This window comes from Tessaracoccus sp. O5.2 (assembly GCF_964266725.1).
GTDB classification, from domain to species: Bacteria; Actinomycetota; Actinomycetes; order Propionibacteriales; family Propionibacteriaceae; genus Arachnia; species Arachnia lapidicapta.
Genome location: NZ_CAXWGV010000002.1, coordinates 65,536 through 90,100, shown reverse-complemented (window position 1 = coordinate 90,100; position 24,565 = coordinate 65,536). Strand labels below are relative to the sequence as shown.

At 68.9% G+C, this 24,565-nt stretch carries 23 protein-coding genes; 11 read left to right on the top strand and 12 right to left on the bottom strand.

Translation table 11 applies throughout. The annotated features are described in order from the left end of the window. Positions 1-76 precede the first annotated feature (76 nt). Entirely contained in the window at positions 77-751 is a 675-nt protein-coding gene (locus ACFQPD_RS01805; RefSeq protein ID WP_385897799.1) for an urease accessory protein UreD, read from the top strand. Further along, complete coding sequence (locus ACFQPD_RS01800; RefSeq protein ID WP_385897796.1) at positions 748-1,731, top strand: hypothetical protein; 984 nt, start codon at positions 748-750, stop codon at positions 1,729-1,731. Before ACFQPD_RS01805 ends, ACFQPD_RS01800 begins: the two co-directional genes overlap by 4 nt. A 17-nt stretch (positions 1,732-1,748) precedes the next feature. On the opposite strand, the gene ACFQPD_RS01795 is transcribed toward ACFQPD_RS01800, so the two are convergent. Continuing rightward, complete coding sequence (locus tag ACFQPD_RS01795; RefSeq protein WP_385897794.1) at positions 1,749-2,120, bottom strand: LuxR C-terminal-related transcriptional regulator; 372 nt, start codon at positions 2,118-2,120, stop codon at positions 1,749-1,751. A gap of 34 nt (positions 2,121-2,154) precedes the next feature. Next, entirely contained in the window at positions 2,155-3,582 is a 1,428-nt protein-coding gene (locus ACFQPD_RS01790) for an alpha-amylase family protein (protein ID WP_385897792.1), read from the bottom strand. Positions 3,583-3,754: 172 nt separating this feature from the next. Between ACFQPD_RS01790 and ACFQPD_RS01785 the strand changes: the two genes are divergently transcribed. After that, entirely contained in the window at positions 3,755-4,183 is a 429-nt protein-coding gene (locus tag ACFQPD_RS01785; protein ID WP_068751966.1) for a hypothetical protein, read from the top strand. A 207-nt stretch (positions 4,184-4,390) separates the two neighbouring features. Here ACFQPD_RS01785 and ACFQPD_RS01780 read toward each other — a convergent pair whose 3' ends face one another. Beyond that, a complete protein-coding gene (locus ACFQPD_RS01780) occupies positions 4,391-5,467 on the bottom strand; it encodes a transaldolase family protein (protein ID WP_385897790.1) in 1,077 nt (358 codons plus the stop codon). 125 nt (positions 5,468-5,592) lie between these two features. Continuing rightward, entirely contained in the window at positions 5,593-6,339 is a 747-nt protein-coding gene (locus ACFQPD_RS01775) for a GntR family transcriptional regulator (RefSeq protein ID WP_385897788.1), read from the bottom strand. Between the two features lie 242 nt (positions 6,340-6,581). Here ACFQPD_RS01775 and iolC point away from each other — a divergent pair, with 242 nt between their 5' ends. From iolC to ACFQPD_RS01740, 7 genes are all read left to right on the top strand, one after another. Continuing rightward, on the top strand, positions 6,582-7,580 hold the full coding sequence (iolC, locus tag ACFQPD_RS01770; protein ID WP_353080759.1) for a 5-dehydro-2-deoxygluconokinase: 999 nt from the start codon (positions 6,582-6,584) through the stop codon (positions 7,578-7,580). Then, the gene (iolB, locus tag ACFQPD_RS01765; protein WP_385897786.1) at positions 7,577-8,452 is read left to right on the top strand and encodes a 5-deoxy-glucuronate isomerase; all 876 of its coding nucleotides are present in this window, start codon (positions 7,577-7,579) and stop codon (positions 8,450-8,452) included. The genes iolC and iolB overlap by 4 nt, the downstream gene beginning before the upstream one ends. A gap of 20 nt (positions 8,453-8,472) precedes the next feature. Then, on the top strand, positions 8,473-10,353 hold the full coding sequence (iolD, locus tag ACFQPD_RS01760; protein ID WP_385897783.1) for a 3D-(3,5/4)-trihydroxycyclohexane-1,2-dione acylhydrolase (decyclizing): 1,881 nt from the start codon (positions 8,473-8,475) through the stop codon (positions 10,351-10,353). Positions 10,354-10,384: 31 nt separating this feature from the next. After that, on the top strand, positions 10,385-11,899 hold the full coding sequence (locus ACFQPD_RS01755) for a CoA-acylating methylmalonate-semialdehyde dehydrogenase (RefSeq protein ID WP_385897781.1): 1,515 nt from the start codon (positions 10,385-10,387) through the stop codon (positions 11,897-11,899). A gap of 23 nt (positions 11,900-11,922) precedes the next feature. Then, positions 11,923-13,116, top strand: a complete 1,194-nt coding sequence (locus tag ACFQPD_RS01750; RefSeq protein ID WP_385897778.1) for a Gfo/Idh/MocA family protein — start codon at positions 11,923-11,925, stop codon at positions 13,114-13,116. Between the two features lie 88 nt (positions 13,117-13,204). Then, positions 13,205-13,585 carry a phage holin family protein gene (locus ACFQPD_RS01745; protein WP_385897776.1) on the top strand — a complete coding sequence of 127 codons (381 nt, stop codon included), beginning with the start codon at positions 13,205-13,207 and terminating at the stop codon, positions 13,583-13,585. 118 nt (positions 13,586-13,703) lie between these two features. After that, positions 13,704-14,831: a zinc-binding dehydrogenase gene (locus ACFQPD_RS01740; protein ID WP_385897773.1), complete on the top strand. Its 1,128-nt coding sequence runs from the start codon at positions 13,704-13,706 to the stop codon at positions 14,829-14,831. 209 nt (positions 14,832-15,040) lie between these two features. On the opposite strand, the gene ACFQPD_RS01735 is transcribed toward ACFQPD_RS01740, so the two are convergent. After that, positions 15,041-15,904: a sugar phosphate isomerase/epimerase gene (locus ACFQPD_RS01735; RefSeq protein ID WP_068751976.1), complete on the bottom strand. Its 864-nt coding sequence runs from the start codon at positions 15,902-15,904 to the stop codon at positions 15,041-15,043. Positions 15,905-16,068: 164 nt separating this feature from the next. Between ACFQPD_RS01735 and iolG the strand changes: the two genes are divergently transcribed. Beyond that, the gene (gene iolG, locus ACFQPD_RS01730) at positions 16,069-17,055 is read left to right on the top strand and encodes an inositol 2-dehydrogenase (protein ID WP_385897770.1); all 987 of its coding nucleotides are present in this window, start codon (positions 16,069-16,071) and stop codon (positions 17,053-17,055) included. Positions 17,056-17,079: 24 nt separating this feature from the next. Here iolG and ACFQPD_RS01725 read toward each other — a convergent pair whose 3' ends face one another. The 7 genes from ACFQPD_RS01725 to ACFQPD_RS01695 all read right to left on the bottom strand — a co-directional run bounded on the left by ACFQPD_RS01725 (position 17,080) and on the right by ACFQPD_RS01695 (position 24,432). Then, positions 17,080-17,685 (bottom strand): histidine phosphatase family protein, encoded by a 606-nt coding sequence (locus ACFQPD_RS01725; RefSeq protein WP_353080767.1) that lies wholly within the window; start codon positions 17,683-17,685, stop codon positions 17,080-17,082. Between the two features lie 79 nt (positions 17,686-17,764). After that, entirely contained in the window at positions 17,765-18,760 is a 996-nt protein-coding gene (locus ACFQPD_RS01720; RefSeq protein WP_385897766.1) for an ABC transporter permease, read from the bottom strand. 18 nt (positions 18,761-18,778) lie between these two features. Beyond that, a complete protein-coding gene (locus ACFQPD_RS01715) occupies positions 18,779-20,281 on the bottom strand; it encodes a sugar ABC transporter ATP-binding protein (RefSeq protein ID WP_385897764.1) in 1,503 nt (500 codons plus the stop codon). A 62-nt stretch (positions 20,282-20,343) separates the two neighbouring features. Next, complete coding sequence (locus ACFQPD_RS01710; RefSeq protein ID WP_385897762.1) at positions 20,344-21,372, bottom strand: sugar ABC transporter substrate-binding protein; 1,029 nt, start codon at positions 21,370-21,372, stop codon at positions 20,344-20,346. 118 nt (positions 21,373-21,490) lie between these two features. Next, positions 21,491-22,372 (bottom strand): sugar phosphate isomerase/epimerase family protein, encoded by an 882-nt coding sequence (locus tag ACFQPD_RS01705; protein WP_385897759.1) that lies wholly within the window; start codon positions 22,370-22,372, stop codon positions 21,491-21,493. Between the two features lie 102 nt (positions 22,373-22,474). Then, a complete protein-coding gene (locus ACFQPD_RS01700; protein ID WP_385897756.1) occupies positions 22,475-23,479 on the bottom strand; it encodes a Gfo/Idh/MocA family protein in 1,005 nt (334 codons plus the stop codon). A 20-nt stretch (positions 23,480-23,499) separates the two neighbouring features. After that, positions 23,500-24,432, bottom strand: a complete 933-nt coding sequence (locus ACFQPD_RS01695) for a TIM barrel protein (RefSeq protein ID WP_385897753.1) — start codon at positions 24,430-24,432, stop codon at positions 23,500-23,502. Between the last annotated feature and the right edge of the window lie 133 nt (positions 24,433-24,565).

The following is a 24,565-nucleotide window of genomic DNA, read 5'->3' as shown; positions in this document are numbered from 1 at the left end:
CGGGCGCCCGCGGCTGCTGGTCCGGACGGGGCCGGTCAGCGCCCGGATCACCGCCGCCGGCTCGGATCATCTCGAGGTGTCGCTGCTGGCGACGGTGGCGACCCTGCTCGGTGGGGACGACGTGCGTCTGGTGGTGGAGGTGCGTGACGGCCTGTCGCTGACGCTGAAGGACATCGCGGCAACGGTGGCCTACGACGGTCGCGGCCAAGGGGCATCGTGGATGGCTGAGCTCAACGTCGGACCCGGGGCGTCACTGGTGTGGGCGGCAGAGCCCTTCATCGTCAGCGACGGTGCGGAGGCCATGCGGATCCTGCGCGCCACGCTGGCCGACGGGGCCGGGCTCCGGCTGGATGAGACTGTGGTCCTGGGGCGCCACGGCGAACGTGGTGGCCGGGTGCACAGCCACACCCTCGTGCAGACGGCTGAGGCTCCGCTGCTGGTCGAGGACGTCGTCTACCAGGGTGCGGGGGAGGACCAGAGGTTCATCCGGGGCGGGGCGCGTTCGATCAGCACAAGGCTCGCGTTCGGCACCCAGACCCTTGTCCCAGCACCGGACGAACTGGTGATGGAGCTGGCGTGCGGCGGGCAACTGGCGCGCACGATGCATACTCGTGATGTCCGCGGGCGCACGCGGCCGTCCCTGACCGTCGACGGCATCCGGCAGGCGGACACGAGGGGGAGTGAGATGCCAGTGGGAGAACAGGTCCACACCGATGCCGCACCGGCGTACGCGGAGGGGGCCGTGGGATGAGCCTGCAGGGGGTGACCGGCAGCAGGGCGACGGTGGGTGTCGTCGCGTCGCTCCATGCGGTGGGGCTGGCGCTCCTGGCACTGGGGGTGGCCTCGGGAGGGGCCGGGCTGGTGGCCTCCGCCGTCGTCGCCTATGCACTGGGTCTGCGCCACGCCGTCGATGCAGATCACATCGCCATGATCGACAACTCCACGCGTAAGTTCGTCGCCGAGGGGAGGCGGTCGGCCGCGGTGGGATTGGCGTTCTCAGCTGGACACTCGACGGTGGTGCTCGTCGCTGCTGCGTTGGTCATCGCAGGGACTGGGTGGATCGGGTCGACGATCGACGAGGACTCAGTGACGCGGCACTTGCTGGGAGTTGTCGGTGCGGGTGTCGCGGCCACGTACCTTGCTGCCATCGCCGTGACCAATCTCCCGGTCCTCGCGCGCGCGTGGGCTGATCTTGGGCGGGCGGGTCCCGCCGGCCCGGGCGTGCATGGGGGAGTGTCGCGGGTGCTGCTGGCGCCGCTGGCGAGGGTCCGTCAACCATGGCACGTGTACGGATTCGGGCTCCTCTTCGGGTTGGGGTTCGACACCGCGTCGTCGGTGGCCGTGCTCGTGCTGGCAGTCGGCCTCCCAGCGGGCACGGCCCTGCTGGTCCTGCTGTCCCTTCCGCTTCTGTTCGCCGCGGCGATGACGCTGGGTGACTCCCTCAACGGTTTCCTGATGCTGAAGATGTACTCGTCAGCCCAGCACCGGAAACGCGCACGCTACAACGTGGTGATCACGGCGGTGTCGATCGCCGCCGCCGTCGCAATCTCATTGATCACGTTCGCGGGCCTGGCGAGCGATCTCGGAGTCCGCTGGCCTGGCATCGACGCGCTGGCCGGCGTGGATACCGACTGGGCGGGCATAGGGCTGCTGGTGTTCTTCGCGCTGATCGGCGTGGGTGCGGCGGCGGCCGTGCGGTGGCGGTCCCTCGGCCACCCGGTAGACATCTGAAGACCGTGCCGGGGGCATCACAGCCATCCCCGGTTGCGTGCCTGGCGGGCCGCCGCCACTCGGTTGGAGGCTCCGAGCTTGCCCATCGCTTCGGACAGGTAGTTGCGCACGGTGCCCTCGGACAGGTGCAAGTGCCCGGCCATCTCGCCGTTGGCCAACCCGTCTCCGGCCATGCGCAGGACCTGGCGCTCCCGGTCGGTCAGCGGGTCCGGCTCATCCCACGCGTCGGCGGCGAGCTGGGGATCGACGGCGCGGCCTCCGGCGTGGACGTCGCGGACGGCCTGCGCCAGGGCGCTGGCCGGCGCGTCCTTGAGCAGGTTGCCGACGGCACGGTCCGGGCGGCGATCGACTCCGAGTGGACGCCGACTCCCCTGCGCATGGAGGTCCACCTGCGCGCCAGCACGCCGCCCGTGTCCTGAGGCGTCAGCCGGCCCGGAGATTCACGTGGAGAGCGACGGCCCCCATCGCCGGCAGCTCGAGTTCCGCAGCTCCGTCTTCGACGACGACGCCCCCCTCGGCGCACCTGTCCCGAGTCGTCGGTGGCGCCACGGGTCCGGCGGCATCGCAGTACTCGCCATCGGGTAGCCCCGTGCTCACGCGGACCGTCGCGGGCCGCGAACTGTCGTTGACGGCGATGAGGCCCAGCTCTCCGCGGTCCCACCCCACGGCGTAGCCCTCGCGCCACATGTTCGCGACGGGGACATCGCCGACGACGGCCGCCCACTCCGCCAGCCCCAGCACGTCGCGGTGCTGGCACAGCCATGCCCCGTCCGCGGGATCCTCCGACGGCTCGGCGCACTCCACGTCCTCGACACGGCCCTCGCTGGAGGGCGGCCCGGCGTCCCGGTCCGAGAAGGCGTAGCCGGAGTACAGAACCGGCGTGCCGTAGTCGATCCCGATCAACAACGCCGTCGCGACCCGGAACTCGTCCGGGTCCTTCGAGCTCAGCGTCTGCCCGTTGCGCTCGGTGTCGTGGTTGGTGACGAAGGTGTACGCGTCGTCGGACGGTACCTCGCCGTCGCGCAGCTCCACCGCACGATGCACCGAGCCGCCGGGCACGATCCCGGCCAGGTCCTTGGCGACCTGGAACGCGAAGACCGCGCCCGCGTCGAGGTAGTCCTCCGGCTGGATGGGCTCACCCGAGCCGCGGATGACCTCCGAGATGATCCGGGGGTCGCCCTGCAGCCGGCCGACGATCGCCTCGACGTCCCCGGCGGACATGTGCTTGGCGGCGTCGATGCGGAACCCGTCGACGCCCAGGGAGGTGAGGTCGTCGAGGTAGGCCGCGATGGTGTCGCGGACGGTGTCGCTGCCGGTGTCGAGGTCCGCGAGGTTGACCAGCTCGCACTCCTGCACCTGCTGCTGATCCAGGTAGTTCTCGATGTCACCCGACACGGTGAGCGAGCACGTGTGGAAGTCGTCGCGCTCGTACAGCCCCGGATACGCGTAGTGCTCGAACTCCGTGCCCGCGACACCGACCCCGCCGTCGACGCCGGCCATGTGGTTGATGACCGCGTCCGCGATGACGTCGACGCCCGCGTCACCGCACGCCTCCACCATCTGGGCGAACTCCTCGCGGGTGCCGAGCTTCGACTCGAGCTGGTAGCTGACGGGCTGGTACGAGGTCCACCACTGGTCGCCCTCGATGTGTTCCTGGGCGGGGGAGAGCAGGACGAAGCCGACGCCGTGGGGACCGAGGACGTCGGTGCACTCCTTCGCCACCGACCGCCACGGCCACTGGAACAGCTGGACGCCGACCGTGGGCGTGGTGTCGACCGCGGGCGGCGTGGCAGGGGAACAGGCCGCCATGGCCAGGGGCAGGGCCAGCAGCAGGGCGAGGGGGCGTCGCATGGCGCCAGCCTAGATGTCCCGAAGCGGCCCGCCGGACTAACGCGGGCGATCTCGTCGGGATGGCCGCCATCTACGCCCATCCCGACGCCATCGTCCGGGTTATGAACGCCACCCCCGGCGCGTGGCCCCGGATGGGCGGCCCCGGCGTTGGTGCCGAACCTAGACTGGCCGCATGAGCAAGCTCAGCCTGATCCTCAAGACCGCCGGTGGCGCCGTCGCCACGACCGTGACGCTGGTGACCGCGCTGCGCGAGAACCCCGAGATCGCCAAGAGCCTCGACGGCCTGCTGGGCAAGCTGAAGGAGGCAGCGGCCGGGGACCACCCGAAGCGTCGCTTCGACGCCAAGATGGCGGCTATCGACACGGCGGCTGACGCCGTCGCGCAGGCGTTCCCGGAGGCGACGGAGCCCGCGGGTTGGCGTCGCCAGGCGCAGGCGCTGCGCGTGCGGGGCGAGCTGGCCTGGAGCGCGAACCGTGGCGCGGTGCGCCGCAAGGCCATGAAGTCGCTGGACGCCGAGACGGGGGAGCTGCTGCAGCAGATCAACACCCGGCTGGCCGCGCTGCAGACCGCGCTGCCGCCCGAGGACCCCCGCGCCAGCTGATGGGCGGGCCCCGGCCGGGCTCGGGGTTTGAGCAGATGGCACGGTTCGACGGACGGGTCACGCTCAGCGCGAGCGGAGGCGGCTCCGCGAACCGTGCCATCTGCTCAAACCTTGCCCCCCCGTCGCCCGGGCACGCGATGGCCCCGGTCCGTCAGGAGCGGACCGGGGCCATCGGGCGTGTCGTCTACGGCCGGATCGGCCGTCGGATCAGGGGGCGGGGATGAGGAAGTCGCGCACCAGCGAGTCGAGATCCGCGTCAGCGGCCAGGAACTGGCGCAGCGTCTTGCGGGTGGGGCCGAACAGCTCGAACTCCTCGATGCTGAGCCCGTCCACCTCGTAGGCGCGGTTGAAGTCCTCCAGGCGGCGCAGCGACTCGATGATCCGCGGATCGACGGGGACGTCGATGCGGCTCTCGGCCACGTAGTCGGAGTTGTTGATCCGCTTGGCCCACTTGAAGGGCGGGGAGATCACCAGGTCGCCGCCGACGAGCTCGCTGTACTGCAACACATTGCGGAACGCGGCCGACAGGACTCGCGAGCGGAAGCCGCGCTCCTTGAAGATCTGGTAAGCCTTCTTGATGGCCGCGACACCGGCCCACTCCAGGTGGCCGGGATCGATGAACAGCTGCGTGCGCTCGGCCTCGGACTTCAGCCAGTCGTCGAGGCGGCCGACCATGAGCGTCACCACAGGCCACATGTCGTCGATGGACTTGCCCTCGGCGACGCGGCGCTGCAGCCCGCGCTCGATGGCCTCGCCGGAGCGGACCACCTGCGCGACTGTGAACGACACCGTCACGTTGATGACGACGCCGCGGTACGTGGCCTCCTCGATGGCCTCGATGCCCACCTTCGTCGCGGGGATCTTCACGATGATGTTGGGGGCGAGGTTGTGGAACTCCTCGGCCTGGTCGGCGAGCGCCTGGGCGTCGCGGTGGAGGCGGGGGTCGGTCTGGACCGACAGGCGGCCGTTGCGGCCCTTCGACTCCTCGAAGATCGGCAGGAGCAGCTCCGCGGCCTCCACGGACATGTCCTTGATGGCCTGCCACCCGATGGCCGACTCGCCCCAGGTGGGGTGCGCCTCGGCGATGGCCTTGATGCGCGGGCCCCAGACGTCCTTGTGCTGGTTGATCGTCGTGTAGCCGATCACGGGGTTGCAGGTGGCGCCGACGCCGCCGAACGCGATGGACTGGCGGAGCTCATCGAGGTCCGCGGAGTCGTTCCAGAGGGCGGTGGGCGTGGTCCGGGCCGCGGTCAGCAGCGGTCCTTCGGTGTACTCGATGGTCATGCCATTTCCTTCTTCGACGGTGGTGCGGTCTCGACGATGAGGCCTGACACCATTGGACACCTGTATGGTTTGTCCTGTCAAGGATATGTCAGAACAAAATTCAATGCAAGGGCGGGGTGCGCCCGTCAGGCGACGACCGTCTGGTCGTAGGAGTACATGGAGGCGCGGTAGACGTGCATCCCGAACTCGACCGCGCGGTGCTGCTCGTCGTACGCCGTGCGCTGCATGGTCAGGAGCGCGGCGCCGGTCGGCTCGTTGAGCAGGCGCGCCTCCTCGGCCGTGGCCAGGCGGGCGCTGATCTGCTGGAAGCCCACCGCGACCTTCACGCCGCGCGCGCGAAGGTTCGAGTAGAGGCCGCCGCTCTCCAGTTGTTCGCGAGTCGGCGCGATCGACGCCGGCAGCCAGTTGCTCATGATGGCCAGGGGTTCGTCGCGCACCATCCTCAGGCGCCGCATGTGCACCACCTCGGCGCCGGGCTCGAGACCGAGCGCCGCGGCCACGCCGGGCGTGCACGTCTCGAGTTCCCAGTCCAACACCGTGGTGCGCGGCTCGACGCCCGACTTCTCCATGTCGTCGGCCAGGGAGGTCAGGGTCATGGGTCGGTGGACGCGGGTCGGCGTGACCTGGGTTCCGGCCCCGCGACGTCGGACGATGAGCCCCCGGTTCGTCAGCGTCTCCATGGCGCGACGGGCCGTCGGCCGGGACACGCGCAGGCGCTCGGCCATGGACACTTCGTCCTCGAGCCGGGTGCCGGGCTCTATGGCGCCGCTCTCGATCAGGCTCGCCAGGGGCTCGGCGATCTGCGCGTGCAGCGGTGTTGGGCTGGACCGATCAATCTCGATCTGGGGGATGTATGGGGCGGTGTGCGGCATTGCAGTCTCTCACTCACTAATTGACAGCATTGTAGGGGCCGGACGGCCCGATTTGCTAGGGTCATTGTCAGGAGTTTCGTGTCATTCGCCCGCGCCGCTGCGGGCGGTGACGCTGCGGCTCCCCGTTAATCCGGACGCCCTGCCGCCTGCCGGCAAGGATAACCGGGTCCGCAGTTTGTCTTGACAAATGCTCCCGCCGCGTTACGATGGGTGGGCATCACCTCGAAGAAGCGGGTTAACTCATGGGACTATTCGGCACGCGCACCGTCGATGTGCTGACGATGGGGCGCATCGGCGTCGACATCTACCCGCTGCAATACGGGGTCGGCCTCGAGGACGTCGAGTCGTTCGGTAAGTTCCTCGGTGGCAGCCCCACCAATGTCGCTGTGGCTGCCGCCAGACTGCGCAGGTCCGCGGCGGTCGTCACCGCCGTCGGCGACGACCCGTTCGGCCGGTTCTGCCGGGCGGAGATGGGCCGCCTCGGCGTCTTCGACGACTACGTCAAGGTCGACGACGACCTCAACACCCCCGTCACCTTCTGTGAGATCTTCCCGCCCGACAACTTCCCCCTGTACTTCTACCGTCGCCCCGTCGCGCCGGACCTGCGGCTGCGCCCGGACGACCTGCCGATCGACGCCATCGTCCAGGCCCGCGTCTTCTGGATCACGGCCACCGGGCTCAGCCGCGAGCCCAGCCGCTCGGCGCACCTGGCCGCGCTGGAGGCACGCGGACGGCGCCCCTTCACCATCCTCGACCTCGACTACCGCGAGCAGTTCTGGGCGTCTCCGGAAGCGGCGCGGGAGGCGATCGCCGAGGCGCTGCCCTACGTCGACATCGTCGTGGGTAACCGCCGCGAGTGCGAGGTGGCGGTGGGGGAGTCGGATCCGGAACGCGCCGCCGAAGCGTTGCTGGCGCGCGGCGTGGACCTCGCCGTGGTGAAGCGCGGACCCGACGGCGTGCTCGCGATGGATGCGGACCGCGTGGTTGAGGTCGCCGGCACCCCCATCGAGGTGGTCAACGGGCTCGGATCCGGGGACGCCTTCGGCGGCGCTCTGTGCTTCGGCCTCATCAAGGAGTGGCCGCTGGTCGACACGCTCGTCGCCGCCTCCGCCGCGGGGGCGCTGGTCGCCACCCGCCTCGAATGCTCGACCGCCATGCCCAGCGAGCCCGAACTGCTCGCCAGCGTGCGTCGGCACCCCGTCGCCACCAAGACCCGCCACCGCGTCAAGGAGAACTCATGACCGACCATGTCCTGCCCGCCGGCACCACCGGCGCCGCGCCGCTCACCGTCGACGTCACGCCCCAGAGCGCGGCCTGGACCTATTCCGGGCTGCAGATCGCGACCCTCGGCGCGGGGGAGTCGTACACGTTCGCCACCGGCGACGCCGAGTACCTCGTCCTGCCGCTCGAAGGCGCCGCCACCGTCAGCGTCAAGGACGGCAACCAGTTCGAGCTGGTCGGGCGCTCCACGATCTTCGGCGAGGTCACCGACTACCTCTACCTGCCCCGCGGCGTCGAGGCCACCGTGACGTCGGTCGCCGGCGGGCGCTACGCGCTACCGAACGCGGTGGCGTCCGAGACGCTGGAGCCGCGCTACTGCCCGGCCGACGAGGCCATCGTCGGCCTGCGCGGCGCCGGCGTCATGTCGCGGCAGGTCACCAACTACGCCATCGGCAACCCGCTCCACACCGACCGGCTGCTGGTCTGCGAAGTCATCACGCCCGGCGGCAACTGGTCCAGCTACCCACCGCACAAGCACGACGAGATGAGCGAGACCGAGCGCGAGCTCGAGGAGATCTACTACTTCGAGATCAAGGGCGACGAGCACGGCCCGGGCATGGCGTTCCACTCCACCTACGGGACCCCGGAGCGCCCGATCGACGTCGCGCTGCGCGTGTCGACGGGCGACACCGCCCTGGTGCCCCACGGCTGGCACGGGCCCTGCGTCGCGGCCCCCGGCTACGACCTGTACTACCTCAACGTCATGGCCGGCCCCGGTGGATCCGAATGGCTGTCCGTCGACGACCCCTGCTACGGCTGGCTCCGCCAGACCTGGGACGACACCGATGTCGATCCCCGCCTCCCCTACGCCACCACCCGGCACGACGCCTGAGAAAGCGAGTCTGAACCCCTATGAGCACCATCCGACTGTCGGTCGCCCAGGCCGTCATCCGCTACCTGGCCCATCAGTACACGGAACGTGACGGCGTCGAGCAACGCTTCATCGCCGGCATGTTCGGCATCTTCGGCCACGGCAACGTCGCCGGCCTCGGCCAGGCGCTCCTGCAGAACGAGGTCGCCCCCGACTTCGACGAGCCCTTCGACTACTGGATGGGCCGCAACGAGCAGGGCATGGTCCACGTCGCCGCCGCGTACGCCAAGCAGTCCGAGCGGCTCCGCACGCTGGCCGTGACGTCGTCGATCGGCCCCGGCGCCCTCAACATGGTGACCGGCGCCGCGCTGGCCACGACCAACCGCGTGCCCGTCCTGCTGTTCCCCTCCGACATCTTCGCCAACCGCGCCCCGGACCCGGTGCTGCAGCAGGTGGAGGACCCCACCAACCCCGACGTCAGCGCCAACGACGCGTTCCGGCCGGTGTCGCGGTTCTGGGACCGGGTCAACCGCCCCGAGCAGCTCATGGTGTCGCTCCCGCGCGCCATGCGGGTGCTGACGGACCCGGTCGAGACCGGCGCCGCCGTCGTCTGCCTGCCCGAAGACGTCCAGGCCGAGGTCTACGACTGGCCCGTGGAGTTCTTCGCCAAGAAGGTCTGGCACATCGACCGCCGGGTCCCCGACCGCGCTGCCCTGGCCCGCGCCGTCGAGGCGATCCGCGCCGCGAAGAAGCCGCTGGTCATCGCCGGCGGCGGCGTCAAGTACTCCGGCGCCTCCGAGGAACTGCGCGCCTTCGCCACGGCCACAGGCATCCCGGTCGCGGACACGCAGGCCGGCAAGGGCGCCATCAACTGGGACCACGAGCGCGCCGTCGGCGGCGTGGGCGCCACGGGCGCCGGATCCGCCAACGCGCTCGCCGACGAGGCCGACCTCATCATCGGCATCGGCACCCGCTACTCCGACTTCACCACCGGGTCGCAGACCCAGTTCAAGAACCCCGACGTGCGCTTCGTCAACATCAACGTCGGCTCGTTCGACGCCGCCAAGCAGGGCGCCGAGATGCTGCTGGCCGACGCCCGCGAGGCGCTCGTCGCGCTGACCGAGGCCCTCGAAGGCCACCGTGTCGACGACGACTACAGCGCGCGGATCGCCGATGAGCGCGCCGCCTGGGCCCGCGCCACCGACGAGTGCTACCACCGCGACCAGACCCCGCTGCCCGCGCAGACCGAGGTCTTCGGAGCGCTCAACGAGATGATGGGCGACGAGGACGTGGTCATCAACGCCGCCGGCTCCATGCCCGGCGACCTGCAGTGCCTGTGGCGCGCCCGCACCCCGGGCCAGTACCACCTGGAGTACGCGTTCTCGACGATGGGGTACGAGATCCCCGCGGCGCTCGGGGTGAAGATGGCCAGCCCCGACTCGGAGGTCGTCGCGATCGTGGGTGACGGCACGTATCAGATGCTGCCGATGGAGCTCGCCACCATCGTCCAGGAGCGCGCGAAGGTGATCTTCGTGCTGCTGCAGAACTACGGCTTCGCCTCCATCGGCGGGCTGTCCGAGTCCCGGGGATCCCAGCGCTTCGGCACGAAGTACCGCATGCGCGCCGAGGACGGGGGCCGCAGCGACGACCTCATCCCCGTCGACATCGCCGCCAACGCCCGCTCGTGGGGCATCGACGTCATCGAGGTGTCCACGATGGCCGAGTTCCGCGAGGCCTACGCGGCCGCCGTCGCCTCCGACACGGCGACGATGATCCACATCGAGACCGACCTGTACGGGCCCAACCCGCCCGCCACCGGCTGGTGGGACGTGCCGGTCACCTCCGTGTCCACGCTCGAGTCCACCCAGCAGGCCTACCGCGAGTACGCCGAGGCCATCAAGGCCCAGCGCCGCTTCTTCTGACCCAAGCCCCCATCGGCGAAAGGAATCCGATATGTCCACCATCACCATGCCCCACTGGATCGACGGCGAAGAGTACGTCGAGGAGGGCGTCGAGGTCCTCACCATCGACAACCCCGCGACCGGCGAGATCGTCGGCGGCGTCGCCGAGGCCAGCACCGAGCTGCTTGACCGCGCCATCGCGTCCGCCCGCAAGGCCCAGGCGGTCTGGGGCCGCACCTCGCTGGCCAAGCGCACCCGCGTCATGTTCAACTTCCGCCAGCTGCTCATCGAGCGGCAGGACGAGCTGGCCGACATCATCGTCCGCGAGGGCGGCAAGACCCGTGGCGACGCGCTGGGCGAGATCGCCCGCGGCCTTGAGATCGTCGAGTTCGCGTGCGGCATCCAGAACGCGTTGAAGGGGGAGCACACCATCGAGGCCGCCACCGGCGTCGACGTGCACACCATCCGGCAGGCCGTCGGCGTCGTCGGCGCCATCGTGCCGTTCAACTTCCCGATGATGGTCCCGATGTGGATGCACCCGATGGCGCTGGCCACCGGCAACGCGGTCATCCTCAAGCCCGCCACGCCCGTCCCGACGGTGTCGCTGACGGTGGCCAAGCTGTACCAGGAGGCCGGCCTGCCCGATGGGCTGTTCCAGGTCGTCGCCGGCGACAAGCAGGTCGTCACGCACATGCTCAACCATCCCGGCATCGACGCCATCTCGTTCGTCGGCTCGACGCCCGTCGCCAAGATCGTCGCCGCCGGCTGCGCCGCCACGGGCAAGCGGTACCAGGCGCTGGGTGGGGCGAACAACCACGCGATCGTCATGCCCGACGCGAACCTCGACTTCGCCGCGCAGCACATCGTCTCCGGCGCCTTCGGTGCCGCGGGCCAGCGCTGCATGGCGCTGCCGGTCGTCGTCGCGGTCGGCGAGGCCCACGACCCGCTCATCGAGCGCGTCAAGGCTCGCGCCGAGGCGCTCAAGGTCGGCCCCGGATCGGACCCGGCCAACGAGCTCGGCCCCGTCATCTCGTCGAAGTCCCGCGAGCGGATCATCTCCTGGATCAACGACGCCGAGGCCAAGGGCGCCAACGTCGTCCTGGACGGCCGCACCTTCCGTCCCGAGGTCGAGGGCACCGACGGCGGCTACTGGGTCGGCCCCACCATCGTCGACAACGTGCCCCTGGAGACGCAGCTCTACTGCGAGGAGGTCTTCGGACCGGTCCTCGTGGTGGTGAAGGCCGAGAGCTACGAGGAGGCCATCGAGATCGTGAACTCCGGCGCCTTCGGCAACGGCTCGGCGATCTTCACCGAGAACGGCGAGACCGCGCGCCGGTTCCAGCTCGACGTGCAGGCGGGCATGGTCGGCATCAACGTGCCGATCCCGGTGCCCGTCGGCTACTACTCGTTCGGTGGCTGGAAGAACTCACTCATCGGCGACCACAAGATCCACGGCCAGGAGGGCGTGAACTTCTACACCCGGACCAAGGTCATCACGACCCGCTGGGCCGGCGGTGGGAGCCACGGCAAGATCGGTCTCGACTTCGTGGCCAGCCACAGCCGCTGACCCGGGACGAGGAGAACACCACCATGGTCAAGCGCATCGGAGTCGGCGTCATCTCGCTCGGCTGGATGGGGCGGCTGCACACCCGCAGCTACAAGGCGCTGGCGGAGCGCTACCCCGAACTGGGGCTCGCCTGCGATCTGGTTGCCGCGTGCGATCCGGTCGACGCCACCCGCGAGTGGGCGGTCGACGTGGCGGGCTTCCAGCGCGCCTACGCCGACTACCAGGATCTGCTCGCGGATCCCGACGTCGACGTCGTGTCGATCTGCGCCCCGAACTACCTGCATCGCGAGATCGCGCTGGCGGCCGTGGCGGCCGGGAAGCCGTTCTGGATCGAGAAGCCGATGGGCGTGAGCGCGACCGAGTCGCGTGAGATCGCCCAGGCCGCGGCCGGCGCCGGATTGGCGACCGCCGTCGGGTTCAACTACCGGCATGTGCCGGCGATCCAGTACGCCCGCCAGCTCATCCGCGACGGGAAGCTGGGGCGCATCACGAACTGCCGCGTGTGGTTCATCGCCGACTACGCGTCGAGCCCAGACGGCCCGCTGACCTGGCGCTACGACCGTGCCCGGGCCGGGGCCGGCGTCGTGGGCGACCTGCTCTCGCACGGCGCCGACCTCGCTCAGTACCTCGTGGGGCGGATCTCCTCGGTGTCCGCGCTCACCGACACCTTCATCCGGGAGCGCCCCATCCCGATCGGCTCCGGAGGCGTCGGGCACTCGGGGTACACGATCGGCGAGGAGAAGGGCCCGGTCGGTAACGAGGACTGGGTCGCGGTGCTCACCCGCTTCGACGGCGGCGCCGTGGGCGTGCTCGAGGCCAGCCGCGTGTCGGTGGGGCCGCGGGCGGAGTACATCGTCGAGGTGTACGGCACGGATGGCTCCGTACGGTGGAACTTCGAGTCCCTCAACCATCTCGACGTGTGCCTCGGCCACGGCGAGGCGCCGATCCAGGGCTACACCCGGGTGATGGCCGGCCCGGGCATGCCGGACTTCGACCGGTTCCAGCCGGGCGCGGGCACGTCGATGGGCTTCGACGACCTCAAGGCGGTCGAGGCGGCGCAGTTCCTCACGTCGGTGACGACGGGGGAGCAGGTCGCGCCGTCGGCCGGCGACGGCTGGGCCGCCGCCGAGATAGACGAGGCCGTGGTGGCGTCGGCCGCCGACGGGCAGTGGCACGAGGTGCCGACCGTGGACGCGGTCACCACCTTCGGACGCTGAGCGTCCACATCGAACCGCTGACGGGCGGCTCCCCTCTACGCACCCGGGGAGCCGCCCGTCAGTTCATCGGGCGGGATAACCTCGAGCTATGAAGCTCCTCCTCCGGCTCCTCGCCTCCGCGGCGGCCACCGCGGTCGCGGTGTGGCTCGTCCCCGGCATCACCCTGACCGCCGACACCGTGCAGGACCAGGTCCTGACGCTCCTGGGCGTCGCGGTCATCCTGGGTCTCGTCAACGCGGTCGTCAAGCCGTTCGCCGCCGCGCTGGGGACCTGTCTGATCGTGCTGACCTTCGGGTTGTTCCTGCTGGTGATCAACGCGCTCATGCTCATGCTCACGTCCTGGGTGGCCGGCCAGGTGGGCCTCGGCTTCATGGTCGACGGCTTCTGGGCGGCGCTGCTCGGCTCCCTCGTCATCTCGCTCCTCAGCGCCGTGGCGGGCGCCGTGCTCGGGCTGCGCGACTCCGACTAACTCCCATTTGTACAAACAAATAAGGTCGGGTGGTGGATTAATCCGCCCCTAGTGACAGCGGTGCTCCGCAGGGCTCATACTGTGATTGTCCACACAAACTTTTGCTGAGGAGCACCCCATGGACATCCCTGCAACGATGCGAGCCGCAGTCCTCCGGGCCCCCGGTGAGCCATTGTCGATCGAGACCATCCCGACCCCCCGCCCCCGCGCCAACGAGGTTCTCCTCAAGGTCTCCGCGTGCGGCCTGTGCCATTCCGACCTGCACGTGCTCGGCGGGGCCATCGCGTTCCCCACACCCTGCGTCCTGGGCCACGAGGTCTCGGGCCAGATCGTCGAGCTCGGCCCCGCCATGCTCAACGCGGACCTCGCCGTCGGGCAGCAGGTCGCGGGCGCCTTCCTCATGCCGTGCGGGCAGTGCAAGGCCTGCCGCGCCGGCCGCGACGACCTCTGCTACCCGTTCTTCCAGCTCAACCGCCTCAAGGGCGTCCTGTACGACGGCGAGACGCGGCTGCAGGACGCCGACGGCAGCCCGATCTGGATGTACTCCATGGGCGGCCTGGCTGAGTACTGCGTGGTGCCGGCGACATCCGTGACGCCCATCCCCGACACCCTGTCGCCCAAGAACACCGCGATCCTCGGCTGCGCGGCCATGACGGCCTACGGCGCGGTCCGGCGCGGCGCGGACCTGCGCTTCGGCGAGAGCGTCGCCGTCGTCGCGACCGGCGGCGTGGGCAGCATGATCATCAAGTTCTCGAAGGTCATGGGGGCGCGGCAGATCATCGCCCTCGACGTCGACGACGACAAGCTCGTCGCAGCCACCGCCATGGGCGCCACCCACACGGTCAACCTCGCGCATCGCGATGCCCGCGAGGCGGTCATGGAGATGACCGACGGCTACGGCGTCGACGTCGCCTTCGAGGCGCTGGGCCGTGCGCAGACGTGGGCGACGGCGCTCGACATCCTCTCCGACGGCGGACGCATGGTCCCCATCGGGCTCGGGGCCGGGGTGCAGTCCGCCGAGGTGCAGATCAACCGCACGGTGCGGCGCAGCCAGTCCATCATCGGGTCGTACGGCGCCCGCACGCGGGTGGATCTGCCCGCCGTCGTCGACATGGCGGATCGTGGGCTCATCGGCGTCGACGATGTCGTCAACCAGGTCTTCAGCCTGGAGGACGTCAACGTGGGCTACCAGAAGCTGCGCGACGGGACCATGTCGGGCCGTGGCATCGTCGACATGAGCCTCTGACCCGCGTCGTTGGACGGAAGATGAGCCTGAAGCGAGGGTCGACGAGCGATCCGGGGAATATGAACGTTCCAACCGCCGCGACACCCGTCCCAGGCTCAACGCCGGTCCGCAAGCCGCGTGTCAGGCTCATCGCGAGCTAGGGCACGCGCGCGAGGGGGCGGTCACCGAAAACTGGTGACCGCCCCCCTCGTTGTCCGCGGGGACAGCGCTCAGGACGCCAACGCCTTCAGCGCCTCGAACGACGCCGCCGCATTGCTCACCGGCCCACCGTCGGCCGGAGGCTCCTCGTCGATCATGATGTCCTGCTCGAGGACCCAGTAGCCGTCGAAGCCGGCCTCATCCAAGAGTCGCGCGATCGTGGCGAAGTCGACGTCCCCCTGCCCGATCGGCACGAACATGCCGGCCTTGATGCCCTCGGACCAGTTGATCTCGCCCGGCAGCAGCTTCTTCGCCAGGTCCAGGCGCACGTCCTTCGCGTGCACGATGCCCACGCGATCGGCGTACTTCCGCACGAGCTCGACGACGTCGGCGCCGCCGCACGTGAGGTGGCCCGTGTCCAGGCAGAGGCCGACGGTGGAGTTGTCGAGGACCCGCTCCACCTCGTCGACGTTCTGCACCATCGTGCCCCAGTGCGGGTGCAGGACCGCGGTCACGCCCTTGGCGCGGCACACGTCGCTGATCCGGCTGAGGTTGGTGAAGAGCGTCTGCCATCCCTGCTCGTCGAGCACGGGGCGCGCGTCGTAGCCCTCCTGGCCCGAGTCGGCGGCCAGGACGAGGACCTCGCCGCCGGCGACCTCGAACGCCTTCAGCTCCGCCTCGACCATCGGGATGGGGTCGAAGTCGGGGTCGTGCATGACCGCGAGGAAGAACGAGCCGACGGGCTTGAGGCCGAACTCCGCGACGGCGGCTGCGCGGGCCTCGGGCTCCACGGGCAGCCAGCCCTGGGGGCCGAACTCGGTGGCCGTGAGGCCGATCTCCTTCATCTCCTTCAGCACGCGCTCGGGGCTCATCTGGTAGCCCCAGCCCGGTACCTCACACACACCCCAGCTGATGGGTGCTCCGGCGATCTTCATGTGCAGCTCCTTCGCAGCATTCTCAGCCGCCATGTGCGGCCCTGGCTCCCATTATGTCCTGCCAATATCGCCAGCACCACAGGGGTGTCGTAGGCTTGTCCCGACACTGGACAACGGGGCCCATCACCTGTTCACCCCGCGTATGTGCTGACAAGGAGACCACTATGATCCGCTTCGCCATCATCGGCGCCGGCCGCATCGGCCAGGTCCACGCCCGGGCCGTCGCCGCGCACCCCGAGGCCACCCTCACGCTCGTCTACGACGCCTTCGAGGCCCCCGCCAAGGCCCTCGCAGAGGCGCGTGGTGCCCGCTACACCCTCGACATCGACGAGGTCTACAACGCCGCCGACGTCGACGCCGTCATCATCGGGTCGCCGACCGCGATGCATGTCGAGCACATCCTCGGCTCGGTGCGCGGCGGCAAGCGCGTGCTGTGCGAGAAGCCCGTCGCGCTCGACATGGCGGAGGCCGTCCGCTGCATGGAGGAGCTGGGCGACGAGGCCCGCCGCGTCATGCTCGGCTTCAACCGGCGCTTCGACCCGAGCTTCGCCGAGATCAACGCCCGCGTGGCCGACGGCGAGATCGGCCAGCTGCAGCAGCTCACCGTCACCTCCCGCGACCCCCAGGGGCCCCCTGCGGAGTACGTCGCGGGCTCCGGCGGAATCTTCAAGGACATGACCATCCACGACTTCGACATGGTCCGCTTCTTCCTGGGCGACATCGTCGAGGTCAGCGCGTTCGGCACCAACGCCGACGAGGCCATCAAGGCGGCCGGCGACTTCGATCAGGCCATGGTGCTGCTCCGGAACGCGGACGGCGCGCTGGCCACGATCGTGAACTCCCGCACGTGTGCTTACGGCTACGACCAGCGGCTCGAGGCGTTCGGGGCCGACGGCGCCCTCAACGCGGAGAACCTCACCGCGACGTCGGTGCGGAAGGCCAGCGCCACCCAGACCCAGGCGCAGGGCCCCGTCCTCGACTTCTTCCTCTCGCGCTACGAGGCCGCCTACAGCCGCGAGCTCGACGCGTTCATCGCGGCCGTCGTGGAGGACCGGGAGATCAGCCCCAACATCGTCGACGGGGTCGAGGCACTGCGACTGGCCGAGGCCGCGACGCAGAGCGCCCGCGAGGGGCGCACCGTCCGGCTCTGACGCGGAGGCCGGGCGCGGGCCGAATCAGCGCATTTGAGCGGTGGGGCGGATGTGGTCGCCCCACCGCTCAATCGTCCAGCCCTCCGACGTCGACCCGTTCAGGACGATCCACTGCGTGTTGTGCAGGGGTGCGGCGTTCTCGAACCCGATCGACGGGTCCTGCGAGATCGCCCAGACCCGCAGGGCCGCCCCGTGGCTGACGAGTGCCACTGCGTCGTCGCCGGCCTGCTCCATGGCCGCGACGGCGTTGCTGAAGCGCGTGAGGAACTGCCGTGCCGTCTCCCCGCCGTCCAGGCCGACGTCGAGGTTGTGCGGCGCCCAGGAGTTCAGCATCCCGACGTAGACGGTCCAGTCGGTGTTCATCTCCTCGACGCCGGCTGCGATCTCCTGGATGCCGTCGACGACGACGACCTCGAGTTCCCTGGACCGGGCGAGCGGGGCTGCCGTCTGCTGCGCCCGCGTGAGGGTCGACGCGTAGAGGGCGTCGATCCGCTCGTGCGCCAAGGCCTCGACGAGCGCCTCCGCCTGAGCGAGGCCCCGGTGGTTGAGCGGGGCGCCGGGGTAGGCCGTGTCGAGCTGACGGTTGACGTTGCTGTCGGTCTCTCCGTGGCGGATCAGGATCAGGCGCATGGTTCCACCGTACCGGGGGAATGCGACAGGGGCGGGGCCGGTGGCCCCGCCCCTGCGGCGGTGAGAGGTGAGCGTGAACCTAGCGGTTCTTGCGCTCGTCGATGATGATCGCGATGACGATGATCGCGCCCTTGACGACCATCTGCATGAACGGGGAGACGTTCATGAGGTCCAGGCCGTTGTTGATGACGCCGATGATCAGCGCGCCGACCACGACGCCCCAGACCGTGCCGACGCCGCCGTTGAAGGAGGTGCCGCCGATGACGGCCGCGGTGATGGCGTCGAGCTCGAGCATCACGCCGAGGGTCGGCTGACCGGAGCCGATGCGAGCGGCCAGGATCATGCCGGCGAGGCCGGCCAGCAGCCCGATCAGGGTGTAGATGAAGAACTGCACCTTGCCGATGCTGATGCCCGACACGCGGGCGGCCTGGTCGTTGCCGCCGATGGCGTACGTGTGGCGACCGAAGCGGGTCCGGTTCAGCACGACCCAGATCACGACGGCCACAAGGATGAAGATGATCATCGGGACCGGGACGCCGAGGATGTTGCCCTGACCCATCCAGTTGAAGCCGGGGGCGAGGTTCGAGACCGGGCGGCCGCCCGTGTAGATGTTCGCCAGGCCGCGGGCCGCGGTCATCATGCCGAGGGTCGCGACGAAGGGCGGGATCCGGAAGTAGGCCACGAGGCTGCCGACGATGGCACCGATGATCGCGCCCGTGAGGAGGCCGGCGAGCACCGACACGAAGACCGGCATCGGCGGGAGGCCCGGGAACATCATAGTGTCGCTCTGGACCTGCGCCAGGCTGGCGGAGACGACGGCGACCAGCGCCACCGTGGACCCGACGGACAGGTCGATGCCCTTGGTGATGATGGCGAACATCATGCCCAGCGCGACGATGCCGATGGGGGCCACCTGCACGACGACGTTGATGAGGTTGCGCGGCTGCAGGAACGTGCCGCCGGTCACGATGGCCAGGATGATCATGAAGCCGACCAGGATCAGCAGGATCGCGTACGTCTTGGTGAACGTCTTGGCGTCGAATTTCGCCCGGGGTTCAGCTGCGGTGTCAGACATGGGTGTGGTGATTCCTTCCTAGGCGGCGGCCGCGTCGCCGCCGGTGGCCAGATGCATGATGGATTCCTGGTTCGCGTCCGCACGGGACAGCTCGCCGGAGATACGGCCCTCGTGCATGACGATGACCCGGTCGCTCATCCCGAGGACCTCGGGGAGCTCGGAGGAGACCATGACGATGGCCTTGCCCTGCTGCGCAAGCTGCGACATGAGGCGGTGGATCTCGCTCTTGGCGCCGACGTCGATGCCGCGGGTAGGCTCGTCGATCATCAGCACATCCGGCACGGTGAGCAGCCAGCGCGAGATGAGCGCCTTCTGCTGGTTGCCGCCCGAGAGGTTCTTGATCAGCTGCTCCAGGTTCGGCGTCTTGATCCGCAGCGCCTGCCGCTGCTCCTCGCTGACGCGCTTGAGGTCGCCCATCTTGAGGAAGCCCTTGGGGCTGAACTTCGGGAGGGCGGCGATCGTGATGTTGTCGCGCACGGACAGCACGCCCATGATGCCGTTGTGCTTGCGGTCCTCGGTCAGCATGCCGATGTTGGCAGCGATGGCGTCCTTCGGCTCGCGGATGCGAACCTTCTTGCCCCGGATCTCGATCTCGCCGCTCTCGGCCGGGTGGATTCCGAAGACGGTCTCCAGCACCTCGGTGCGACCCGCGCCCATGAGACCCGCGAAGCCCACGATCTCGCCGGCGCGGACGTCGAAGCTGACGTCGCGCACGAGCTTGCCGCGGTTGAGGTTACGCACGGACAGCACGACCTCGCCGATCTCGGCCTCCAGCTTGGGGAACAGGCTGGTGAGCTCGCGGCCGACCATGAGCTGGATCAGCTTGTCGCGGGTCAGCTCCTTGGCTGGCACGGACGCGACGTGCTTGCCGTCGCGGAAGACGGTGATGTCGTCGGAGATCTTGAAGACCTCGTCCATCTTGTGGGTGATGTAGATGATGGCCACGCCGTAGTCGGTGAGCCGCTTGATCATCCCGTGCAGGTGCTCGACCTCGCGCTCAGGGATGGCCGACGTCGGCTCGTCCATGATGATGATCTTCGCGTCGTAGCTGATCGCCTTGGCGATCTCGACCATCTGCTGGCGCGCTACGGTGAGGTCCTTCATCTTCGCGCGGGGATCGATCTTGATATCCCACTCGTCGAACAGTTCCTGCGTCTTGCGGATGATGAGCTTCGGGTCCAGGAGGCCGAACTTGCCCCGCTGTTCCCGGCCGAGCCAGATGTTCTCGGCCACCATCATCTCCGGCACGGGGGAGAGCTCCTGGTGGATCATCGAGATCCCGTGTTCCAGGCCATCCTTGGTGTCCTTGAAGCTGACCTGGTCCCCCGCCAGTTCGATGGTGCCGGCGTCCGGGGTGTACATCCCGATGAGGCACTTCATCAGCGTCGACTTGCCTGCTCCGTTCTCGCCCATGAGCGAGTGGACCGTGCCGCTGCGCACGTCCAGCTGGACCCCGTCGAGGGCGACCACGCCCGGGAACGTCTTGCGGATGTCGCGCATCCGCAGAATCACTTCTTGCATCTCGTTCCTCCCTGCCGAAGCCGGTGGCCGGGGCGTTCACCGCACCCGGCCACCGATGTTCGTCACTTGAAGTCGGCCATGTTCTCCGGCGTCACCAGCTGGTACGGCACGTCGATGACGGCCGGAACTGCGTCGCCGTTGTACATGGTGATGATGGCGTCCACGCCACCGGCACCCTGGCCAGCCGCATCCTGGAACACGGTCACCTCGAGCTCACCGGCCTCCATGGCTGCCAGCGCGTCCGCGGTGGCGTCCACGCCGCCCACGAGGACGTCCTCAAGCATGCCGGCGTTCTTCAGCGCCTGGATGGCGCCCAGCGCCATCTCGTCGTTGTTGGCGCAGATGATGTCGATGTCGTCACCGGACTGGATCCAGTTCTCGGTGATCTGCAGGCCCTTCTCGCGGTACCAGTTGCCGGCCTGCTCGCGCACGACCTCCATGTCCGGGTACTTGGCGACGACGTCCTTGCACCCCTGGGTCCGCAGGCGGGCAGCCTCGTTGGCCGGGTCGCCCTGGATGATGCCGACCTTGCCCTTGCCACCGGCGAGCTCAGCGAGAGCCTCCATCTCCAGCACGCCGGAGACCAGCGAGTCGGAACCGACGTAGGGAACGCCGGCCGGGAGGTCGGCGGGACGACGGTTGACGTAGGCCAGCGGGATCTCGGCATCCTGGGCCTTCTGGGTCATCGGGCCGGCCGCGTCGGTGTCGACGGGGATGACGATGATGCCGTCGACGCCCTGCGAGATGAAGTTCTCGACCTGGCCGAGCTGCGTGTCGGCCTTCTCCTGCGCGGACACGATCGTCACCTCGACGCCGGCCTCCTCAGCGCGGGCCTCGATGCCGTCGGCGACCTTCTGCAGGAACTGGTCGAGGATGGGGAAGGTCACGCCGATCTTCAGGCTCTCGCCGTCGTTGGGCTTGACGACCTCGCTCGGGGCGAAGGTCACGGTCGCGCCGGCGGAGGCCGCGGGGGCGCTGGAGTCGCTGCCCGCGGGGGCGCTCGTGGTGGGGGTGCTTGCGGTGGTGCCGCAGGCGCTCAAGGCGATGGCCGCGCTGGCCAGCAGGCCCGCGAGCTTGATTCCTTGCTTCATTGCAATGCTCTCTTCCGTGGTGGGTGCGGTGGTCGGGCGACTCCGCAGGGAGGGAGTGTCGCATCTTCGCGACACGCCAATGATGACCAGTTCCTCCTATCTATGTCAAGACAATTGCTCAGTTGTTATCGCTCCGTTGTGAAAATTCTGCCTCGAGGCGCTCCCGCATCCGGACGTGGATGGCGTCGGCCTCCTCCTCCCAGCCGAACACGCAGACCGACAGGCGGCCGTCGTAGTCGACCTCGCGCAGGTAGCCGAAGACCTCGTCCCACGGGACCTCGCCGTTGCCGATCTCGTTGTGCTGGTGGATGCGCGCGTCTACGCCCGGAGGGTTGATGATGTAGCGGTTGCCCACGTTCGCCAGGTGGTTCCAGACGTCCGCGACGTGCACGTGGCGCAGGCGCTCCCCGGCGTACTCCATGAGCTCGCGGGGGTTGCTCTTCCCCAGCGAGAGGTGGAACAGATGGGGCAGACAGAACTGGTAGTTGAACCAGTCCTTGTCCACCCCGCGCACCACCTGGACGGCGCGGTCGTTTGTCTCGACAAAATCATAGGGGTGAGCCTCGACGACGCACTCGATGCCACGCTTCTCGAAGTCGGGGATCAGCTCCTCGATCGACCGGTAGAACTGGTGCTCGCTCTTCAGCGGCTGGTTCGGGTCCCCGGAGAACTCCGTGGCCATGAGCGGCACCTCGAGCTCCTCGGCGATCTCGAGCAGCCGTCGCCAGTTGCGGACTTGGGCCTGGCGCTCCTGCTCGTCGGGGGAGCTCCAGTTGAAGACCGGGTTGAACGTCTCGATCTTCACGCCGGTGGTCTGCATGGCCTTCTTGACGCGAGCGATCTCCGCCTTGTCGACCTTGGGGTAGTGGTGCCACTCGTGGAAGTCGGCGCGTGGCGACAGCTCGATGTAGCTGTAGCCGAGGTCGGCGGCCTTCTCGCACTCCTGAGCGACGCTGAGGTGGGGGTGGTACATGGAGGGGTCGAGCAGGATCTTGACCATGGGGGCTCCTCGGGTCTGTGGGGGATGCGTGTGCCCGCCCGGGCGCGACGCCGCGGTACACTGCGGGCCGGTCCGGGCGCGCCCGGGCGGATACGTGAGAGGTCAGGCGTACAGGGCGGGGCGCTCGATCATCGTGATCGGGACCTCGCCGTCCGCGGTGAGTGCAGCGACCCCGGCGTCGCAGACCACGGCGGCGGCGTAGCCGTCCCACGAGTCCGAGCCGGTGTGCCGGTCCTGCGACACGGCGGTGATCCACTCCTGCACCTCGGTGACGAAGGCCTGGCCGAAGCGCTGGTTATGGTCCATCGTGAGCCGGTTGCGGCGCCCGAGCTTGTCGGCGCGGTGCACCAGCTCCTGGTCCCCGAGCCGCACCACGCCCTGTTCGGCCACCAGTTCGCACTGGATGTCGTAGCCGTACTGGCAGTTGACGAACACCTCGTCGTCGACCCGCACGCCGGACTCGGAGGTGAGGATCAGCACCAGCGGATCCTGCAGGTGCTCGAAGCGCAGCGAGGTTTTCTTCGGCTTGTCGACGCGCGCCGAGACGAACTCCTCGCCGAGCAGCCAGCGCATGGTGTCGATCTCGTGGATGGCCGTGTCGTTGATGGCCATATCCCACGTATACATCTCGGGGACGGTGGGGTTGCGGTGCGCGCAGTGCACCATAAGGGCCTCGCCCACCTCGCCGTCGTCGAGGATCTTCTTCATCTCGCGGTACGAGGCGTCGAACCGGCGCATGAAGCCGACGGTGACGAGCTTCTTGCCGGCCTTCTGCTCGGCCGCCATGATCTCCTCGCACTCGGCCGCGGTGGGAGCGAGCGGCTTCTCGCAGAAGACGTACTTGCCGGCCTCGATCGCGGCGATGACGTCGGGCTTGTGGGCCGGGCCGTAGCTGGCGATCATGATCGCGTCGACGTCGGGGGAGTTGATGAGCTCGGCGCTCGTGGCGTATGCGGTGCCGCCGATCTGTTCGGCGACGGCGTTGGCGTTGTCAGGGTTGACGTCGCTGACCGCGACGACGCGGCCACCGGAGATGACGGTGTGGATGCGCTCGATGTGCGCCTTGCCCATGCCGCCGGGGCCGATCATTCCGATCCGGAGAGTCATGTCCTGTGGATCCTTCCGGGTCAGAGGAGGCCGAGGCCGACGGAGGCCAGGTACTCGCGTGTCTTGATGGCGTTGGGCAGCGGGTAGGACGGGTCGCAGCCGTACATGTCCTGCTCGCAGATGACGTAGAGGTCCTTGTTGAGGTCGGCCAGCGCCTCGACGAGGGTGGGCATGTCGGGCTCGCCCTCCGGCGGCGCCACGGAGCAGCCGGCCTTGACGGCCTTGACGAACGGCCAGTCCTCGTCGTGGGCCTGCTTGACGAGCTTCGGGTCCATGGCCTTGATGTGGACGTAGGAGATCCGCTCGGGGTAGTCCTTGATGAGCGCGATGTTGTCGGCCATGCCGTAGACGATGTGACCCGTGTCGAGGCAGAAGCCGACGTACTCGGGATCGGTGGCCTGGAAGATGCGGTCGATGTCCTCGCGGGTCTCGATGTGCGAGTCGCCGTGCGGGTGCAGGACCATCTGAAGGCCGTAGTCCTCCTTCATCATGCGGCCAAGGCGGTTGGCGTTGTTGATGTAGAGGTCCCAGGCTTTGCCGTCGAGGTGACGGTCGTCGGTGAAGGCCCCGGTGTGCTCGTCGCGGAACATGGGTGGCAGGTGGACGACGTACTCGGCGCCGACGGCGGCGTGGGTCTCACCCACGGCGCGGAAGGTGCGCTCGGTGTCCGCCCAGGCCTCCTCCTTGTGCAGGATGCCCCACGCGGTGCCGGCGACGACGCGGAAGCCCCGCTTGCTCATCTCCTCCTGGAGACGCTTGGGCTCGGTCGGGAAGTAGCCGAAGGGTCCCGTCTCCATCACGGAGAAGCCGGCCTCGGCCATCTCGTCGAGCGCCTTCTCCCACGGGATCTGCGCGGGATCCTCGGGGAACCACACGCCCCACTGATCGGGGCAGACGCCGATCGTCAGGCGGGAGTATCGCGGATCGGTGTTGCGGCTCTTGTCGACAGCCATCGTCATCCTTTCGGGTTGCTCATCGTCGAGCTGACCTCAGTCTAGGTTTGTGAGGTTTGTACTGTCAATAGCTCGGGTAAGACTGTCGGATGCGTCGTTGAGTGGATCAAACCGTTGGGGCCCGACGGCTTGT